This is a genomic window from Sandaracinus amylolyticus, from assembly GCF_000737325.1.
Classification (GTDB): domain Bacteria; phylum Myxococcota_A; class Polyangia; order Polyangiales; family Sandaracinaceae; genus Sandaracinus; species Sandaracinus amylolyticus.
The window spans coordinates 6,138,703-6,154,440 of record NZ_CP011125.1; the positions used below are offsets into that span (position 1 = coordinate 6,138,703).

Below are 15,738 nucleotides of genomic sequence, written 5' to 3' on the forward strand. Positions count from 1 at the left end.
CGCTCTCCCCTTCCGAGCTTCCCCGAGGCGCGAGAGCATAACCGCGCGACTCACTCGCATTGAAGGGGGTGATTGTCGCGATCGCGACATTCGTGTTCGCGGGAGCTCCCTTATTCGTCGCCGCCGCCGTCGTAGTCCTCGAACTCACCCTCGGCGAGGTTCTCGAAGCGGGTGAACTCGTGGAAGAAGCGACAGCGCACGATGCCCGTCGGGCCCGCGCGCTGCTTGCCGACGATGATCTCCGCGAGGCCGCGCAGCTGCGCGCGCTCTTCGTCCTTCGCGTACACCTCGGGCCGGTACACGAACATGATCACGTCCGCGTCCTGCTCGATGGCGCCCGACTCGCGCAGATCCGCGAGCTGAGGGCGCTTGTCCTTGCCGGGGCGCGTCTCGACGCCGCGGTTGAGCTGCGAGAGCGCGATCACCGGGCAGTCGAGCTCCTTGCTGAGGCCCTTCAGCGATCGACTGATCTCGCTGATCTCCTGCTCGCGCGAGTCGTTCTTCACGCCCGAGCGCATGAGCTGGAGGTAGTCGATGACGATCATGCCGAGCTTGCCGTGGTTCTCGGACTTCAGACGACGCGCCTTGCCGCGCAGCTGCATCAGCGTGATCGCCGGCGTGTCGTCGATGAAGAACGGCATCTCCGTGAGCGGGCCCGCGGAGCTCGCGAGGCGCGCCCAGTCCTCGCGGCTCAGCATGCCCGTGCGCATGCGACCACCGTCGACCTTCGCCTCGCTGCAGAGGAGTCGTCGGACGAGCTCCTCTTTGCGCATCTCGAGCGAGAACACCGCGATCGGCACGCCGCGCTGCTGACACGCGGCGATCGCGACGTTCAGCGCGAACGCGGTCTTGCCCATGCCGGGGCGGCCCGCGATGATGATCAGCTCGCCGCCCTTGAGGCCCGCGGTCATCTCGTCGAGCTTGTGCAGCCCGGTGGGGAGGCCCGTGATCGCCTCCTTGCGGCGCGCGGCCTCCTGCACCTGCTCGAAGGTGCGGAGCACGACGTCCTTGATGTGCTCGTAGGGCGCCGAGCCGTGCTGCTTGCCGACCTCGAAGACGCGCTTCTCGGCCTGATCGAGGTACTCCGCGGGCTCGCCGTAGTCGCCGTACCCGGTGGCCGCGATCTCGTGGCACGCGGTGATCAGCCGGCGCACCGTGGCCTTCTCGCGGACGATCTGCGAGTAGTGCTCGATGTTCGCGACGGTCGGGATCGTGTTCGTGAGCCCGAGCAGGTGCTCGTCGCCGCCCGCCTTCTGGTGCTGACCGCGATCGACCAGCCACGCGCGCAGCGTGACGGTGTCGACCGGCTGACCGCGCCGGAAGAGCTCGCACATCGCGTCGAACACGAGCCCGTTCGCGCGCGAGTAGAAGTCGTCGCCGCTCAGGATCTGCGTGACGGTGTTGAGCGCGCTGTTCTCGAGCAGCACGCCGCCGAGCACCGCGCGTTCGGCCTCGAGCGAGTGTGGAGGAACGCGCCCTCCGGCTGCGCCCGAGTCACCTCGCGAGAAGCTGCGCTCCCCGCTGCCCGCCTCGTCGAACATCGCCGTCATGCAGGACCGTCGAGATTCGCGGCGGTGAGACCGCGAAGCAGCAAACACTAAGCGACGAAGCCGACGACCGCATCCGCGATCGTCGGCTTCCTCATTTTCGCGCGCGCTTCACGCGCGCGTGCGGCTCACGCCTTGACGACGCTGACCTTGATGGTCGCGGTCACGTCGTAGCCGAGCTTGATCGCCACGTCGTGGTCGCCCACGGTCTTGATGTTCTCGGCGAGGACGATCTTCTTGCGATCGACCTTCTGGCCCTTCTTCTCGAGCGCCTCGGCGATGTCCTTGGTGCCGACCGAGCCGAAGAGCTTGTCGCCCTCGCCCGCCTGCACCGCGATCTCGACCTTGATGCCCGAGAGCGTCTTCGAGACGGCCTCCGCGTCGCCCTTCAGCTTCGCGGCGCGCGCCGTCGCGACGGCCTTCTCGTGCTCGATCTGCGCGATGTTGCCGCGCGTGGCGAGCGCGGCGAGGCCACGCGGGAGCAGGTAGTTGCGCGCGTAGCCGGGGCGCACGCGCACCAGCTCACCGCTCTTGCCCAGGTTCTCGACGTCGTCCTTCAGGACGACCTGGATGTGCGCGGCCATGGCTCACTTCACTCCGGTGTACGGGAGCAGCGAGATCTTGCGCGCGAGCTTGATCGCGCGCGTGAGGTCGCGCTGCTGCTTGGCCGAGAGACCGCTGATGCGACGGGGCACGATCTTGCCGCGCTCAGTGATGAAGTGCTTCAGCGTCTGCGGGTCCTTGTAGTCGAACGAGAAGTCGGGATCCGCGGTGAACGCGGGCGCGCGCTTGCGGCCCGCGCGACGGCGCAGCCCGAGCGGATCGTCCGCCCCACCGCGCCCCGGCGGCGGCTGGCTGCCGCCGTCGTCACGACCACCACGACGATCGTCGTCCATCATCGGACGTGCATAGAACTTCATGTCTCAGTGCTCCTTTCGTCCGATGCGGTTCACTTCTCGGTGGTCTCGTCCTCGGGCTTCTCCGCCCCAGGGACCACGTCGTCCTCGTCGCCCATGTCGAGGAAGTCCTCCTCTTCGCGCTCACGCGGCTTCTGCGTGAGGCCGAGGCGCTCCTCGAAGCTCGGCTCCGGCTCTTCCTCGAGCGGCGCCGCCTCGATGCGCGAGAACTTCGCCTCTTCCGGATCGACCGTCACCTCGGCGAGGTCGAACACGCCCTCGCGGCGCACGGTCTGGAAGCGGATGACCGCGTCGGCGTTGCGCAGGTTGCGCTCGAGCTCCGCGACGAGGTCGTTGAAGCCGATGTAGCGCACGTACACGAAGACGCCGCGCGAGCTCTTCTTGATCGGGTACGCGAGGCGACGGCGGCCCCACGAGTCGACCTTCGTGATCTTGCCGCCGAGGCGCGCGACGACCTCCTGGATACGGGTCGCGACCTTGTCGGCGTCGTCGGGGTCGACGTTCGGCGTGAGGATGTAGACGAGCTCGTACTCGCGGGCGAGACGCTTGCTCGTCGCTGCTGCGGACTGCTGCATTCGGTGTGGATTCCTCTCGGTCTGAGGCCCCGGGTCGTCTGCGATGCATCCGCCCGGAGCGAGGAAGACGGCGGGCGCACCATGCGCTCGCCGTCTCTTCACCGCGTTCCCTTCAGGCCTTCTCGGAAGGCGCCTTCGGGCGCGCGTTGAACTTGTTCTGGGCCGCTTGGGCCCCGTCCTTCACGACCGCTTCGGCCGCGAGGGCCGCTGCCTGTAGCACGTCGGGAAGCTCGGCGCTCTCCATCGTGTCGAATTCGCCGAGCACCCACGATTCAGTGGATCCCTTGGGGGGTCGGCCGATCCCGATGCGCACCCGCGCGAAGTCGGGCCCGCCGCAGTGCTGCACGATCGACTTGAGGCCGTTGTGCCCCGCCGCTCCACCGCCGACCTTCACGCGCACGTCGCGGTACGCGAGGTCGAGCTCGTCGTGGATCACGAGCACCTCGGAGAGCGGCGTTTTGAAGAACGCCATCGCTTGCTGGAGCGACTCTCCGGACAGGTTCATGAACGTCAGGGGCTTGAGCAGCACGACGTCGCGCCCCGCGATCGTCGCCTTGCACCACTCGCCCTTGAACTTCTCCTTGAAGGGCCCCGCCGACGCGCGATCGGCGAGCCGATCGACGACCATGAAGCCGACGTTGTGCCGGGTGTTCCGGTACTTCGGCCCGGGGTTCCCGAGCCCGACGATCAGCCACATCGGCGGAGCCTTCGAGGAGGTGAAGGATCAGGCAGCGCGCCCGATCACTTCTTCTTCTTGTCGTCCTTCGCAGGAGCAGCCTTCGCCGCCGCCGCAGGAGCCGCGGCCGCCGCCGCAGGCGCGCCACCCTCGGCGCCCTCCTCCGGGGCTTCCTTCTCCTTGCTCTCGATCGACGCGACGACGCGCTCGGCCGGGAAGTCGATGCGCACGCCCGCGGGCATCGCGACTTCCTTCACGCGGTACGACTGCGCGGTGTCGAGCGCCGAGACGTCGATCTCGATGCTCGCCGGGATCTTGTCCGGCGTGCCCACGACCGGAAGGTCGCGGTAGACGACGCGGAGCTTGCCGCCCTTCTGGACGCCGAGCGCGCGGCCCTTCGTCGTGAAGGGAACGCGGGCGCGGACCTCACGCTCCTTCGACACCGAGTAGAAGTCGGCGTGCAGCAGCTCGCGCGTGACGGGCTCGACCTCGAGATCCCGGACGAGCGCCAGCTCCTTCGTGCCCGCGATGTCCAGCTCGACGAGCTGGTTCCGGCCGTACGCGCCGCTCAGCACCTTGGCGAGCGACTCGGGCGACACCGCGAGGTTCGTGGGGCTCTTGCCCGGCCCGTAGAACACCGCCGGAATCAGCCCCTTCATACGGAGCTGACGCGCCGGCCCCTTTCCGCTCGAATTGCGGACCTCAGCCTTCAGCGTCTGGGAATCCATGTCTCTTTCCTCGATCCGATGCGGCGGTTCGTGTCAGTCGTCGATCCCGCCTCGCGCCGTCGCGCCACGAAGCGAATCGTTGGAGCTCAAACGAAGAGAGAGCTCACGGAGTCGCTGTTGTGGATGCGCTTGATCGCCTCGCCGAGCAGGCGCGCGACCGAGAGCTGGGTGAACTTGCCCGACGCCTTCGCCTCGTCGCGGAGCGGGATCGTGTCGGTGACGACGACTTCTTCGATCGCCGACTCGGCGATGCGCTTCACCGCGGGGCCGGAGAGCACGGGATGCGTCGCGGTCGCGAAGATGCGCTTCGCGCCGCGCTCCTTGAGCGCCGCCGCCGCGTTCGTCAGCGTGCCCGCGGTGTCGATCATGTCGTCGACGAGCACGCAGTCGTGTCCTTCGACGTCGCCGACGATGTTCATCACCTCGCTGACGTTCGCCTTCGCGCGACGCTTGTCGATGATCGCGAGGTCGCCCTTGAGGCGCTTCGCGTAGGCGCGTGCGCGCTCGACGCCGCCGGCGTCCGGCGAGACGAACACCGTGCCCTCGGTGAGCCGCGGACGCAGGTAGTCGAGGAACACCGGCATCGAGTAGAGGTGATCGAAGGGCACGTTGAAGAAGCCCTGGATCTGGCCGGCGTGGAGGTCCATCGAGACCACGCGCGAGACGCCCGCGCTCGTGAGCAGGTCCGCGACGAGCTTCGCGGTGATCGGCGTGCGCGGCGCGACCTTCCGGTCCTGGCGCCCGTAGCCGTAATAAGGAATGACGGCGGTGATCGAGCCCGCGGACGCGCGCTTCAGCGCGTCGACGGTGACGAGCAGCTCCATGAGGTTGTCGTTCACCGGCGCGCAGGTCGGCTGCACGACGTAGACGTCGACGCCGCGCACGTTCTCCTGGATCTCGGAGAAGACCTCACCGTCGGAGAAGTTCGAGATCTTCACCCGACCGACGGGGATCTGGAGGTAGTCGGCGATCGACTCGGCCAGCTTGGGGTTCGCATGACCGGAGAAGATGCAGATCGACTTGAACACCACCCGCCTCCACTGTCACGTTCCGCCGCGCTCGCGCGCCCCCGAACGACGAGGGAGAGCACGCGAGCTCGGCCGCGAGAACCAGGCCGCAATGCGATTGCCGTGCGGTCGGGGGCCCCGAAGGGTGGCGTGGGGTAGCAGAGGGCAAAACGAGTGTCAACGATCGCCCGAGCGCCGCTCCCGTGTCACGAAACGACGAGATTTCGATGAGTTCCGCGCCTGTTTCGGATGCGCCGAGGAGAGCGCCGCGGATCGGTGTGGTCGACGCGGTGCGGGGCCTCGCGGTGCTCGCGATGATCGAGTGGCACACCGCGCACGCGTGGCTCGCCGGCGCTGCGCGCGAGAGCGGTGGGTTCGTCGCGGCCGAGCTGATCGGAGGTCTCGCCGCGCCTTCGTTCTTGCTGCTGGCCGGCGTGTCGAGCGCGCTCGCGTCACCGCTCCAGCCGACCGCAGCGCAGACGTGGGCGGGCGTGCGGCGCGGGATGCGCATCGCGCTCGCGGGGTACGCGCTCTCGCTCTACGCGTGGACCGTCGATCGCGCGGCCGTGCTGCAGATGCGCAACGTGCCGACCGCGATCGCGATGGCGCTCGCGCTCGGGCTCTTCGCGCTCGCGATCGACGATCGGAAGCGCAGCGCACAGGTGCGCGTCGGGCTCGCGGTCGCCGGGCTCGTCGCGGCGCGCTTCGTCGCGGCGCAGCTCGATCACGTCACACGCGACGGTGCGTCGCTCCTGCCGCGCATCGACGTGCTGCACGGGATCGGCGCCGCGCTCGTGGTCACGTCGCTCGCGCTCCACGCGGTGCGCGCGCTCCCGCTGCGCACGCGCGCGTGGATCTTCGGTGTCGGCGCGATCACCGTCGCATCGCTCGCGTGGGACGTGGCGGGCGTGCCGCAGCGCGTGCTGCCCGATGCCATCGCCGATTGGATCGCGCGCGACGCAGTGCGTCCGCACGGGTTCCCGCTCTTCCCGTGGCTCGCGTACTCGCTGCTCGGCGCCTCGGTGGCGCTGCGGCTGCGCGCGAGCGAGCTGCGCCTCGATCACGCGTGGGCGCTGCCGAACGTCTCGCGTCCGCTGATCGTCGCGCTCGCCGCGCTCGTGATCGCCGCGCTCGCGTGGGAGCCGTGGCCCGTCTCGCGCGCGGTGCTCGCCCTCGCGCCGTCGCTGCGCAGCCTGGGTCGTCTCGTGTTCAACGCGTCGGTGATCACGGCGAGCGCAGCGCTGATCGCGACGTTCGCGCCGCGCGCGCTGCGTGCGACGCGCGCGCTCGCGCTCCTCGGACGACACTCGCTGGTCGTGTACGCGGTGCACCTCGAATTCGCGTACGGCCTCGCCGGAATCCCGCTGCAGCGCAAGCTCGGATTCGGCGCGTGGGCAGTCGGATTCGTGCTGCTCGTCGGCGCGATGCTCGCGCTCTCGTATGCGATCGAGCGCGCGCCGCGTCGTGATCCCGCGCGTGTGCGCGCGGTGGCCTGAGCATCGCTCGACGGCTCGCAGAATGATCACCGCGAGGTCCGAGCGATGGTGCATCGCGCGACTTGCGGAGAGCCGCATCGTGTGGCTCCATCGTGACCCGCGCCATGGCCCCGACGGTCGAACGCACCACGCGGATCAGCCCGCGAACGACGCAGCGATCCCCGTCGGATCGGCATGACTCACGACGCACACGTGTCGTCGGTTCGCGCGTGCGCGCCACGGGGGATCGTCCCGTGTGCGCGCGCGGATGAAGGACGGCCCGAGCGAACCTCGGGTCCTGGAGGAGTAGAAGCACCGATGTCGGCGAGCGTCACGCTGTTCACCGATCGTTCTTCGTTCGAGACCGCATGGAAGCCGGTGCTGGAGAGCCTCGGCCTCGGCGTCTCGACGGCGCGACCGGAGCAGCTCCCAGAACGCCTCGAGCGCGACTCCGCGATCGTCGTGGATGCCGCGGCGGGCGTGTACGACGAGGACGAGCTGCTCGCGCATCTCGGCCTCGCGCGCGCCGTGGGCGCGATGCCGGCGGTGATGCTGCCCCCGAACGACGCGATGTCTTCGGTGGACGATCTCGTCGACGATCTCTGCGTGGGCCTCGTCGCGCGCAGCGCGGACGACGTGCCGCGCGTGTCTGCAGTGCTCGCGCGTCGTGCGGGCGCGCGTCGCTCGCGCCGCTTCGAGTACCTCACGGTCTCGCCGCGCGGTGGTGAGCTGCTCGCGATCCTCGCGGATGGCTCCGCGATGCTCGTGCCGCGCCCCGCGCATCCGTCGGACGATCGCAGCGACGTCGCGTCGATCACGCTGACGGACGACGCGCATCGCGCGGCGCTCGAGCTCGTGAGCGGCGCGCAGTTCGAGCTCGCGGCCGACGACATCGTCGTGCGCGTGAACGGCGCTGCTGCGCACGCGAGCAACGGCCACGGATCGAGCAACGGCGCGGTCGTCGCGGTCGCGGTGAACGGCGGTGGGCTCGGCGAGATCGACGGGCAGCGCCTCGGCGCGCGCATCCGCGCGCTGCGCCTCGCGGCGGGGCTCACGCAGGCGGAGCTCGCGCGCCGCACCGGCATCCACCGTCCGAACATCGCGCGCGTCGAAGCGGGACGGCACACGCCGTCGCTCGAGACGCTCGCGCGGCTCGCGGCAGCGATCGGCGTGCCGACGACGCGCGTGCTCACCGGAGACTGATCGCTCGATCATCGAGCGCACGAACCGAGGCCGGCCGCGAGAGCGCGCCGGCCTCGCGCGTTTTCGTTGCGCGACGCGCGCCGCGCACGCGTAAATAGCGCGATGCTCGACATCGATCCGCTCCGCGAAGGCCCGCCCCCTCGCGCCGCCGCGACCGTGATCCTCCTGCGCGATGGCGACGCAGGGCTCGAGGTCTTCCTCGTTCGCCGCACGAAGGGCGCGGCGTTCATGGGCGGCGCGTACGTCTTTCCGGGCGGCAAGCTCGACGACGCGGATGGCGCGCCCGCGCTGCTCGCGCGTGTGCGCGGGCTCGATCCCGAAGGTGCTGCGCGCGCGCTCGACGAGCCGATCGATCCGACGCTCGCGCTCTCGCTCTTCGTCGCCGCGATGCGCGAGACGTTCGAAGAGTCCGGCGTGCTCCTCGCGACGAGCCCGCGCGCGATCGATCTGCCCGAGGCACGCGCGCGCATCGCGTCGGGCGGTGCGTTCGGCGCGCTCTGCGACGACCTCGACCTCACGCTCGACGCGAGCGCGATGGTGCCTTTCGCGCGCTGGGTCACGCCGGTCGTCGAGCAGCGTCGCTTCGACGCGCGCTTCTTCCTCGCGATCGCCCCGCCCGATCACGACGCGCGTCACGACGACGCGGAGACGATCACCTCGACGTGGATGACGCCGCGCGCAGCGATCGACGCGCACCTCGCAGCGCGCATCGATCTGCCTCCGCCCACGCTGCGCACGCTCGAAGAGCTCGCATCGCATCGCGACGCGCAGAGCGCGCTCGCCGCGGCGCGGGCGCGCAAGCCGCCGCTCGTGCGCCCGGTGTTCCGTGACCTCGGTGACGGGACGTGGATCCTCGCGCTCCCCGGTGATCCGGAGCACCCCGAGCCCCACGCCGCGCTGCCGGGCCCGACGCGCTTCACGCTGCGCGACGGCCGCTTCGTCTCCGGCTGAGCGGGCACGAATCGGCTACGTCGACTCGCGCCCTGCTCTCTCCACCGTTCAGCCTGCGATCTTCTCGCCACCGTCGACGCGGATGACGTTGCCCGTCATCCAGCGCGTCGCCGGCATCGAGAGCGCGACGATGCACTGCGCGACGTCCTGCACGGTCGTGAGCCGCTTGTTCGGGTTCCGCGCGATCGCCTGCTGCTTCATCACGTCGCTGCCCGGGATCTTCGAGAGCGCCGGCGTGTCGGTCACGCCCGCCTCGATCGCGTTCGCACTGATGCCGTGCGGCGCGAGCTCGATCGCGAGCTGACGAAGGTGCGACTCCAGCGCGCACTTCGCCGCGCTCACCGCCCCGTAGCCGCTCCACACCGTCGTGTTGCCGGCCGACGTCATGCCGTAGATGCGCGCGTCGTCGCCGAAGAGCCCGCGACGCAGCGTGTCCTGCGTCCAGTACACGAGGCTGTGAGCCATGACGTCGAGCGTCATGTCCATGTTCGCCTTGTTGATGTTCGACGCGGGATCCTCGGCGCCCGACCAGTACGGCTTCAGCGTCCCGAACGCGAGCGAGTGGAGCAGCACGCGGATCTTGCCGCCCTTCGCGTCGAGCTGACGCTTCACCTCGTCGAGCGTCTCGTTGCGCTTCGTCTCGTCGGCCGCGTTGACGTTGAAGAAGAGCGCCTCGCGCCCCGCGTCCTGGATCGCGCGCTTGATCTCCTCGACGTGCGCCATGCCCGCGCGACGATCGAGGTGCACGCCGATGATGTTCATGCCCGCGCGCGCGAGCGCGATGCTCGTCGCCTCGCCGAACCCGCTCGAGGCGCCGAGCACGAGTGCCCATCCGTCGAGCGTGTAGAGGTGCGCGTCTTTCATGTTCGAGAGTCTCCTCGTGAAACGGGGCGGGCACCCTACTGCCGCGCCGGACGGAGGGTCAAGCCGAGCCCGTGCGGCTCGCCTTCTCGTCGTGGCCCGACGTGCCGAAGCGCTTCGCGAGCTCCGCGAGCACCGCGCGCAGCGGGACGCGCCGATGAAGCAGACCGACCATCACGTGATAGAGCACGTCGGCCGCTTCGCTGACGACGCGCTCGTCGCTCTCGCTCTCGATCGCGCGCGAGAGCTCGTCGGCTTCTTCGCGGATCTTCGCGACGATCTTCGGCGCGCCCTTCTCGAGCAGCGACTTCGTGTAGCTCTTCTCGGCGCTCGAATTCGCGCGCGCCTCGAGCGCGTCCTCGAGGCGCACGAGCATCGGAAGCGCGCGCCCTTCGACGCCGCCCATCGCGCGCTCGAAGAAGCAGCTCTGCGCGCCGGTATGGCAGCTCGGGCCCTCGGGATCGACGAGGTACACGACCGCGTCGCGATCGCAGTCGGCCCACACCTCGTGCACGCGCAGCACGTGCCCGCTCGTCTCGCCCTTCTTCCACGGCGCGCCGCGCGAGCGCGACCAGAAGTGCCCCTCGCCGCTCGTCATCGTCGCGCGGATCGCGTCCTCGTTCGCGTGCGCGAGCATCCTCACTTCGCCGGTGAGTCGATCCTGCACGACGACGGTGACGAGCCCTTTCGCGTCGTACGCGAGCGCGCTTGCATCCATGCGCCGCACGTAGCGCGCGCACGTGGCAGCGCAAGCGCGCGCGGCCGTCCGCGATGAAGGTCGGACGGCATTTGGCCATGCATGCGCGGTCGGCCTAGTCTCCGGGCCGAAGGAGGAGACGACGCATGACATCTCGCAGGAACGCGTGGCTCGTCGCGCTGGCGCTCGGCGTCGCGACGCTGACGTCCGCGGCGCCCGCTGCCCGCGCCGATCATCGCATCGACCAGCCGTTCACGGGCACGCGCCCGTTCCAGCTCGAGTTCCACGGTGGGCTCGCGTGGTACGGGTTCGGCTTCGCAGGCGGCGCGCGCTTCGGCATCCCCATCCTGCACAACGGCTTCGTTCCGTCGATCGACAACGCCGTCTACATCAACTTCGGCGGCGACTTCTATTTCGTCGACGACTGGGGCTGCTATCGCAACGATCCGGGCGATCCCTGCGCGGGGCACGAGTACCGCTTCGCGATGGGCTTCCCGGTCGCGCTGCACTGGGAGTTCTACTTCTCCGACACGTGGAGCGCGTTCGCCGAGCTCGGCTTCCAGGTGTACCTGCCGCCGTCGCTCTTCTACCGAGGGTACGTCGACTACGGCGATCACGTCGGCGCGTGGGTCATCGCGGCGGTCGGAGGCAGCCTGCACCTCGGAGACGTCGTCTCGCTCACGCTGCGCGTCGGGAATCCGTACATCTCGTTCGGCGTGACGCTGAACCTCGGCTGATTGACCCGACGACAACAGAAACGCCCACGGACCGCATGGTCCGTGGGCGTTTCGCGTTCGACGCGGCGTCGCGATCAGCTCGCGAGGATCCCCTGGATCTCCGCTTCGACGCGGTCTTCCTTGCAGCGCCGCGCGAGCGCGAGCTCGGTGACGAGGAGGCTGCGCGCCTGATCGAGCAGGCGACGCTCGCCGAACGAGAGATCCTTGTCCGACTTCAGCCGCGTCAGGTCGCGAAGCACCTTCGCGACCTCGACCGGCGATCCGCTCTTCAGCATCTCGACGTACTCGCGCTGACGGCGGTTCCACGGCTGCGCGGTGACGGCGAACTTCGTGTCCTTGAGGACGGCGAGGACCTTGTCCGCCTCCTTCTTCGAGATCACGGCGCGGAGGCCGATGCGCTGCGCGGCGTCGGTGGGGACCATCACCTTCATGCCGCTCTCGACGATCCGGAGGATGTAGAAGGTCTTCTTGTGACCGGCGATCTCCTTGGTCTCGACGGCCGTCACCTCACCGACGCCGTGATAGGGATGGACCGCCTTCTCGCCGACCTTGAAATCCATTCGCTGACCTCCTCGGCACCCATCCCGAGCCACGACCGAGCTCGGCCGTGTGGCCCATCAACCGGGCGCCTGCGCGTCAGCCGGGTGGCGTAGGCGCAGGTCGGGCATTCCCGGGTGCGGCCCCGCGGAGAGCCTCACGGTACGTGAGGGCAGACCGCGAGAGGCGCCATGTATAGCAGAATCCGGCTCTCCGGTCAATCGGCCAGTCTCGCAAAACATCTTGCGATTTCGCGCACTTACGGAGCTGTGAGAGCACTCGTCGGGGCGCCGCCGTGCTCCGGCGTCCCCTCGACCAGCTCCGTGATCTCCGCCTCGAACAGGACCCGCAGCGCCGCGGCCAGGGTCCCCGCGGGGATCGTCGCGCGGAGCACGACGTGCTCGGCGTCCGCGTCGACCGTGAACGTCTCGAGGGCTGCGGGCATTCCGATCGCGACACCGAGATCGCTCGACGCGAGCGACGCGAACAGCGCGCGGAAGTTCTCGTCCGCGCCCGGCGGGAACTCGCCCCGCAGCTCGGCGACGAGCCCGATATCGCGCTCGCCTCGCGGCGTGCCCGCGACGAGCATCGCCCTCTCGCGCGCCAGCAGGAGCGCGACGCCCGAGCCGGGCGGCAGCCCGAGGGGCTGCGGTGCGACGACGACGAGCGGTGAGCTCCGGTGCGCCATCAGCAGCGACGCGGCAGGCTCCGCGCCGAGCGCTCCACCCGCCTCGCCATGCCGCGCACGCCCGAGCACGTCCTCGGCGAGCTCGGGCGACCCGCTGATCACCGCGAGCACGTGATCCGCGAGCGCGACCAGATCCCGACGCGCGCCCTGGTAGTGCCCGGCTCGCCGCACGAAGGGCGCCTCCGAGCTCGACTCGATCGGCAGCATCCGATGGCCCATCTCGGCCACCGCGAGCGGCGCGGAGAACGGACCGCGCACGAGCAACAGCGAGCCTGCGCGGCTCTCCGCCCAGACCAGCTCCTCGATGCGCCGCGGATCGATCCCGGTGTGCTGGCGATATCGCTCGAGGTGCTCGTCCGGCGCGATCGCCTCGAGCACGGCGCGCGCGGCGCCCTCGCGCAGCATCTCCTCGGGCCGCGCGATCACGACGACGGTCGCATCGCGCGGCACGAGATCGACGAGCGCGCCGCCCCAGCGCACGCGCTCGGCCGCGCCGACGGCTGGACGTGCCGACGAAGCCGAAGACCCGCCGCACGCGCTCGCGATCATCATCGCGAGCGCGGCGACGATCACGCTCAGTTGCGCGCGCGCGAGCGACGATCCGAGGCGCCGTTCGGCTTCTCCTCGGAGGCCTCGGGCGCCGTCGCGGCTGCGCCGCCGCGGCTGAGCCCGTGCTTCTCGAGGATCTGGTTCTCGACCCACGCCATCGTCTCCGGGTGCTGCTCCAGGTAGAGGCGCGCGTTGTCGCGTCCCTGCCCGATGCGCTCGCCCTGGCAGCTGTACCACGCGCCCGACTTCTCGATGATGCCCATCTCGGCACCGAGATCGAGCACGTCACCCGAGCGGCTCATGCCCTTGCCGAACATCACGTCGAACTCGCACTCGACGAACGGCGGCGCGAGCTTGTTCTTCACGACCTTCACGCGGACCCGGTTGCCGACCGCCTGATCGCCCGTCTTGATCGTGCCGACGCGCCGGATGTCGAGGCGCTGCGACGCGTAGAACTTGAGCGCGTTGCCGCCCGTCGTGGTCTCCGGCGAGCCGAACATCACGCCGATCTTCATCCGGATCTGGTTGATGAAGAACATCGTGCAGTTCGACTTGTGGACCGTCGCGGTCAGCTTGCGCAGCGCCTGGCTCATCAGGCGCGCGTGGAGGCCGACGTGCTGGTCGCCCATCTCGCCCTCGATCTCGGCCTTGGGCACGAGCGCGGCGACCGAGTCGACGACGATCAGATCGACCGCGCCGCTGCGCACCAGCGTGTCGGCGATCTCGAGCGCCTGCTCACCGTGATCGGGCTGCGAGACGAGCAGCTCCTCGGTGTTCACGCCGAGCTTCTTCGCGTACGAGACGTCGAGCGCGTGCTCCGCGTCGATGAACGCCGCCACGCCGCCCTGCTTCTGCACCTCGGCGATCGCATGGAGAGTCAGCGTCGTCTTGCCGCTCGACTCCGGGCCGAAGATCTCGATGATGCGCCCGCGCGGATACCCACCGACGCCCAGCGCGATGTCGAGGGCCACCGAGCCCGACGGGATGATCGCGACGTCCTTGGTTTGCTCGGCGTCTCCGAGGCGCATGATCGCGCCCTTGCCGAACGTCTTCTCGATGGTGCCGAGCGCGAGGCTCAGCGCCTTCTCCTTGTTCTCCTTGTTCGAGTCGGTCGCCATCTCGTCGTGCCTTCCCTTGCGTGCCGCCTGATTGGGCGGCGTCGCGGCATCCTCTGCGATGCCGCTGGCCATGCGATGCCGGTGCGCGCGATCCGCCGTTCGGGCGGGGCCGCGCGCCCATGCTGATATCTTGTTCAGTATGGATTGTCCAGAGGCCGACACCGCTCCGGCCTCGAACGGAACGCCTGACGTCGCGGATGGGCCGCGACTGACGCGCTCAGGCCCGTCCGCGCGAGATCGCCGCGTCGGCGACCATCTTCAGCGCGACGTACGACGCGAGCGTCCGGATGCGCTCGCGATCGCCCGGGAGGTTCATCGTGCGCGTCACCGTCGGCGCGCCGCGCTGCGCGAGCGCGAACCACACGGTGCCGACCGGCTTCGCGTCGGTGCCGCCACCGGGGCCCGCGATGCCCGTCACCGCCACGCCGAGGTGCGCATCGGCGCGCGCGAGCGCGCCTTCCGCCATCGCGCCTGCGACCTCGCCGCTCACCGCGCCGTGGTGCCGCATCAGCTCGACGTCGACGCCCAGCAGATCGTGCTTCGCCGCGTTCGAGTACGTGACCGCGTCGAGCAACAGGTACTCGGAGCTTCCGGGCACGCTCGTCACCATCGCGCCGATCATCCCGCCGGTGCACGACTCCGCGATCGCCAGCGTGAGCCCGCGATCGCGCAGCATCTGCCCGACGTAGCCCGCGAACGTGTCGTCGGTCTCGCCGAACACCGCGTCACCGAGGCGATCGCGCACGGTCTGCGCGATGCGACGCGCGATCCCCTCGGCCTCCGCGTGATTGCTCGCGCGCGCGAGCACCTTCACCTCGATCTCGGGGAACGACGCGCGATAGCCGAGCGTCACCGCGGGCTCGCTCTCCTCGATGCCCGAGAGCTTCTCGCCGACGACCGACTCGGGGAGCCCGAACGTGCGCAGCCGGATCTGGTGCGTCGTGCGCTCGGCGAGCGACGCGATCGCGGGCTCGACGTGATCCTCGACGATGCGGCGCATCTCGAAGGGCACACCGGGCAGGAAGAAGACGCGCGCGCCGTCGAGCTCGATCGCGAAGCCCGGCGCGGTGCCCACCGCGTTGGGCAGGATCGTCGCGCCGATCGGGAAGTCCGCCTGCTTCTCGTTCGTCTTCGACATCTCGCGACCGAGCTTCGCGAAGCGACGACGGATCGCGTCGAGCGAAGGCTCGTGGCGCTCGAGCCCGACACCCAGCGCCTGGGCCGCGGCGATCGTCGTGAGGTCGTCCGTGGTCGGGCCGAGACCTCCGGTCGCGACGATCACGCGGTGCTTCGAGGCGAGCGCTCTCAGCGTCTCGACGATGCGCCCGACGTCGTCGTCGACGACGCGCAGCTCCTGCACTTCGAAGCCGAGCAACGTGAGGCGTTCCGCGAGCCAGCTCGCGTTGGTGTTCACCAGCTCGCCGCGGGTGAGCTCGGTCCCGATCGAGAGGACGGCTGCGGTCATTTGGGTG

The 15,738-nt window shown here is 69.7% G+C and carries 17 protein-coding genes; 4 read left to right on the plus strand and 13 right to left on the minus strand.

The genetic code is table 11. The features are described from left to right. Positions 1-110 precede the first annotated feature (110 nt). From dnaB to DB32_RS25895, 7 genes are all read right to left on the minus strand, one after another. Positions 111-1,550, minus strand: coding sequence for a replicative DNA helicase (gene dnaB, locus DB32_RS25865; RefSeq protein WP_240481255.1), 1,440 nt, complete (start codon positions 1,548-1,550; stop codon positions 111-113). A 125-nt stretch (positions 1,551-1,675) separates the two neighbouring features. Continuing rightward, a complete protein-coding gene (rplI, locus tag DB32_RS25870; RefSeq protein WP_053238957.1) occupies positions 1,676-2,119 on the minus strand; it encodes a 50S ribosomal protein L9 in 444 nt (147 codons plus the stop codon). Between the two features lie 15 nt (positions 2,120-2,134). Then, positions 2,135-2,467: a 30S ribosomal protein S18 gene (gene rpsR, locus DB32_RS25875; protein ID WP_338054939.1), complete on the minus strand. Its 333-nt coding sequence runs from the start codon at positions 2,465-2,467 to the stop codon at positions 2,135-2,137. 29 nt (positions 2,468-2,496) lie between these two features. Continuing rightward, the gene (gene rpsF, locus DB32_RS25880) at positions 2,497-3,039 is read right to left on the minus strand and encodes a 30S ribosomal protein S6 (RefSeq protein ID WP_053235313.1); all 543 of its coding nucleotides are present in this window, start codon (positions 3,037-3,039) and stop codon (positions 2,497-2,499) included. 112 nt (positions 3,040-3,151) lie between these two features. Then, a complete protein-coding gene (gene pth, locus DB32_RS25885) occupies positions 3,152-3,736 on the minus strand; it encodes an aminoacyl-tRNA hydrolase (protein WP_053235314.1) in 585 nt (194 codons plus the stop codon). A gap of 44 nt (positions 3,737-3,780) precedes the next feature. Beyond that, the gene (locus DB32_RS25890; RefSeq protein WP_075097627.1) at positions 3,781-4,443 is read right to left on the minus strand and encodes a 50S ribosomal protein L25; all 663 of its coding nucleotides are present in this window, start codon (positions 4,441-4,443) and stop codon (positions 3,781-3,783) included. A gap of 86 nt (positions 4,444-4,529) precedes the next feature. Continuing rightward, positions 4,530-5,471, minus strand: coding sequence for a ribose-phosphate pyrophosphokinase (locus DB32_RS25895; protein WP_075098016.1), 942 nt, complete (start codon positions 5,469-5,471; stop codon positions 4,530-4,532). A gap of 257 nt (positions 5,472-5,728) precedes the next feature. Here DB32_RS25895 and DB32_RS25900 point away from each other — a divergent pair, with 257 nt between their 5' ends. The 3 genes from DB32_RS25900 to DB32_RS25910 all read left to right on the plus strand — a co-directional run bounded on the left by DB32_RS25900 (position 5,729) and on the right by DB32_RS25910 (position 9,079). Then, positions 5,729-6,946, plus strand: a complete 1,218-nt coding sequence (locus DB32_RS25900) for a heparan-alpha-glucosaminide N-acetyltransferase domain-containing protein (RefSeq protein ID WP_053235317.1) — start codon at positions 5,729-5,731, stop codon at positions 6,944-6,946. A 297-nt stretch (positions 6,947-7,243) separates the two neighbouring features. Continuing rightward, on the plus strand, positions 7,244-8,128 hold the full coding sequence (locus tag DB32_RS49655; RefSeq protein ID WP_240481256.1) for a helix-turn-helix domain-containing protein: 885 nt from the start codon (positions 7,244-7,246) through the stop codon (positions 8,126-8,128). A 102-nt stretch (positions 8,129-8,230) separates the two neighbouring features. Next, on the plus strand, positions 8,231-9,079 hold the full coding sequence (locus tag DB32_RS25910; protein WP_053235318.1) for an NUDIX hydrolase: 849 nt from the start codon (positions 8,231-8,233) through the stop codon (positions 9,077-9,079). A 48-nt stretch (positions 9,080-9,127) separates the two neighbouring features. Here the strand turns inward: DB32_RS25910 and DB32_RS25915 are convergent, their stop codons facing one another. Both DB32_RS25915 and hisIE read right to left on the minus strand, forming a co-directional pair. After that, positions 9,128-10,099, minus strand: coding sequence for an enoyl-ACP reductase FabI (locus DB32_RS25915; RefSeq protein WP_275935531.1), 972 nt, complete (start codon positions 10,097-10,099; stop codon positions 9,128-9,130). Continuing rightward, the gene (hisIE, locus tag DB32_RS25920; protein ID WP_053235320.1) at positions 10,002-10,658 is read right to left on the minus strand and encodes a bifunctional phosphoribosyl-AMP cyclohydrolase/phosphoribosyl-ATP diphosphatase HisIE; all 657 of its coding nucleotides are present in this window, start codon (positions 10,656-10,658) and stop codon (positions 10,002-10,004) included. Before hisIE ends, DB32_RS25915 begins: the two co-directional genes overlap by 98 nt. 125 nt (positions 10,659-10,783) lie before the next feature. On the opposite strand from hisIE, the gene DB32_RS25925 reads away from it, so the two are divergent. Beyond that, positions 10,784-11,374: a hypothetical protein gene (locus tag DB32_RS25925; RefSeq protein WP_053235321.1), complete on the plus strand. Its 591-nt coding sequence runs from the start codon at positions 10,784-10,786 to the stop codon at positions 11,372-11,374. A gap of 74 nt (positions 11,375-11,448) precedes the next feature. Here DB32_RS25925 and DB32_RS25930 read toward each other — a convergent pair whose 3' ends face one another. From DB32_RS25930 to DB32_RS25945, 4 genes are all read right to left on the minus strand, one after another. Continuing rightward, on the minus strand, positions 11,449-11,934 hold the full coding sequence (locus DB32_RS25930) for a CarD family transcriptional regulator (RefSeq protein ID WP_053235322.1): 486 nt from the start codon (positions 11,932-11,934) through the stop codon (positions 11,449-11,451). Positions 11,935-12,170: 236 nt separating this feature from the next. Beyond that, positions 12,171-13,172 carry a hypothetical protein gene (locus DB32_RS25935; RefSeq protein WP_053235323.1) on the minus strand — a complete coding sequence of 334 codons (1,002 nt, stop codon included), beginning with the start codon at positions 13,170-13,172 and terminating at the stop codon, positions 12,171-12,173. 2 nt (positions 13,173-13,174) lie between these two features. After that, positions 13,175-14,266 carry a recombinase RecA gene (gene recA, locus DB32_RS25940; RefSeq protein WP_053238960.1) on the minus strand — a complete coding sequence of 364 codons (1,092 nt, stop codon included), beginning with the start codon at positions 14,264-14,266 and terminating at the stop codon, positions 13,175-13,177. A 217-nt stretch (positions 14,267-14,483) separates the two neighbouring features. Beyond that, on the minus strand, positions 14,484-15,731 hold the full coding sequence (locus tag DB32_RS25945) for a competence/damage-inducible protein A (protein WP_053235324.1): 1,248 nt from the start codon (positions 15,729-15,731) through the stop codon (positions 14,484-14,486). Between the last annotated feature and the right edge of the window lie 7 nt (positions 15,732-15,738).

What these genes read in the sequence shown, in the direction of transcription:
- dnaB (WP_240481255.1), bottom strand. Translation starts at nt 1,550, where the DNA reads ATGACGGCGATGTTCGACGAGGCGGGCAGCGGGGAGCGCAGCTTCTCG.
- rpsR (WP_338054939.1), bottom strand. Translation starts at nt 2,467, where the DNA reads ATGAAGTTCTATGCACGTCCGATGATGGACGACGATCGTCGTGGTGGT.
- rpsF (WP_053235313.1), bottom strand. Translation starts at nt 3,039, where the DNA reads ATGCAGCAGTCCGCAGCAGCGACGAGCAAGCGTCTCGCCCGCGAGTAC.
- pth (WP_053235314.1), bottom strand. Translation starts at nt 3,736, where the DNA reads ATGTGGCTGATCGTCGGGCTCGGGAACCCCGGGCCGAAGTACCGGAAC.
- DB32_RS25890 (WP_075097627.1), bottom strand. Translation starts at nt 4,443, where the DNA reads ATGGATTCCCAGACGCTGAAGGCTGAGGTCCGCAATTCGAGCGGAAAG.
- DB32_RS49655 (WP_240481256.1), top strand. Translation starts at nt 7,244, where the DNA reads ATGTCGGCGAGCGTCACGCTGTTCACCGATCGTTCTTCGTTCGAGACC.
- DB32_RS25910 (WP_053235318.1), top strand. Translation starts at nt 8,231, where the DNA reads ATGCTCGACATCGATCCGCTCCGCGAAGGCCCGCCCCCTCGCGCCGCC.
- hisIE (WP_053235320.1), bottom strand. Translation starts at nt 10,658, where the DNA reads ATGGATGCAAGCGCGCTCGCGTACGACGCGAAAGGGCTCGTCACCGTC.
- DB32_RS25925 (WP_053235321.1), top strand. Translation starts at nt 10,784, where the DNA reads ATGACATCTCGCAGGAACGCGTGGCTCGTCGCGCTGGCGCTCGGCGTC.
- DB32_RS25930 (WP_053235322.1), bottom strand. Translation starts at nt 11,934, where the DNA reads ATGGATTTCAAGGTCGGCGAGAAGGCGGTCCATCCCTATCACGGCGTC.
- recA (WP_053238960.1), bottom strand. Translation starts at nt 14,266, where the DNA reads ATGGCGACCGACTCGAACAAGGAGAACAAGGAGAAGGCGCTGAGCCTC.
- DB32_RS25945 (WP_053235324.1), bottom strand. Translation starts at nt 15,731, where the DNA reads ATGACCGCAGCCGTCCTCTCGATCGGGACCGAGCTCACCCGCGGCGAG.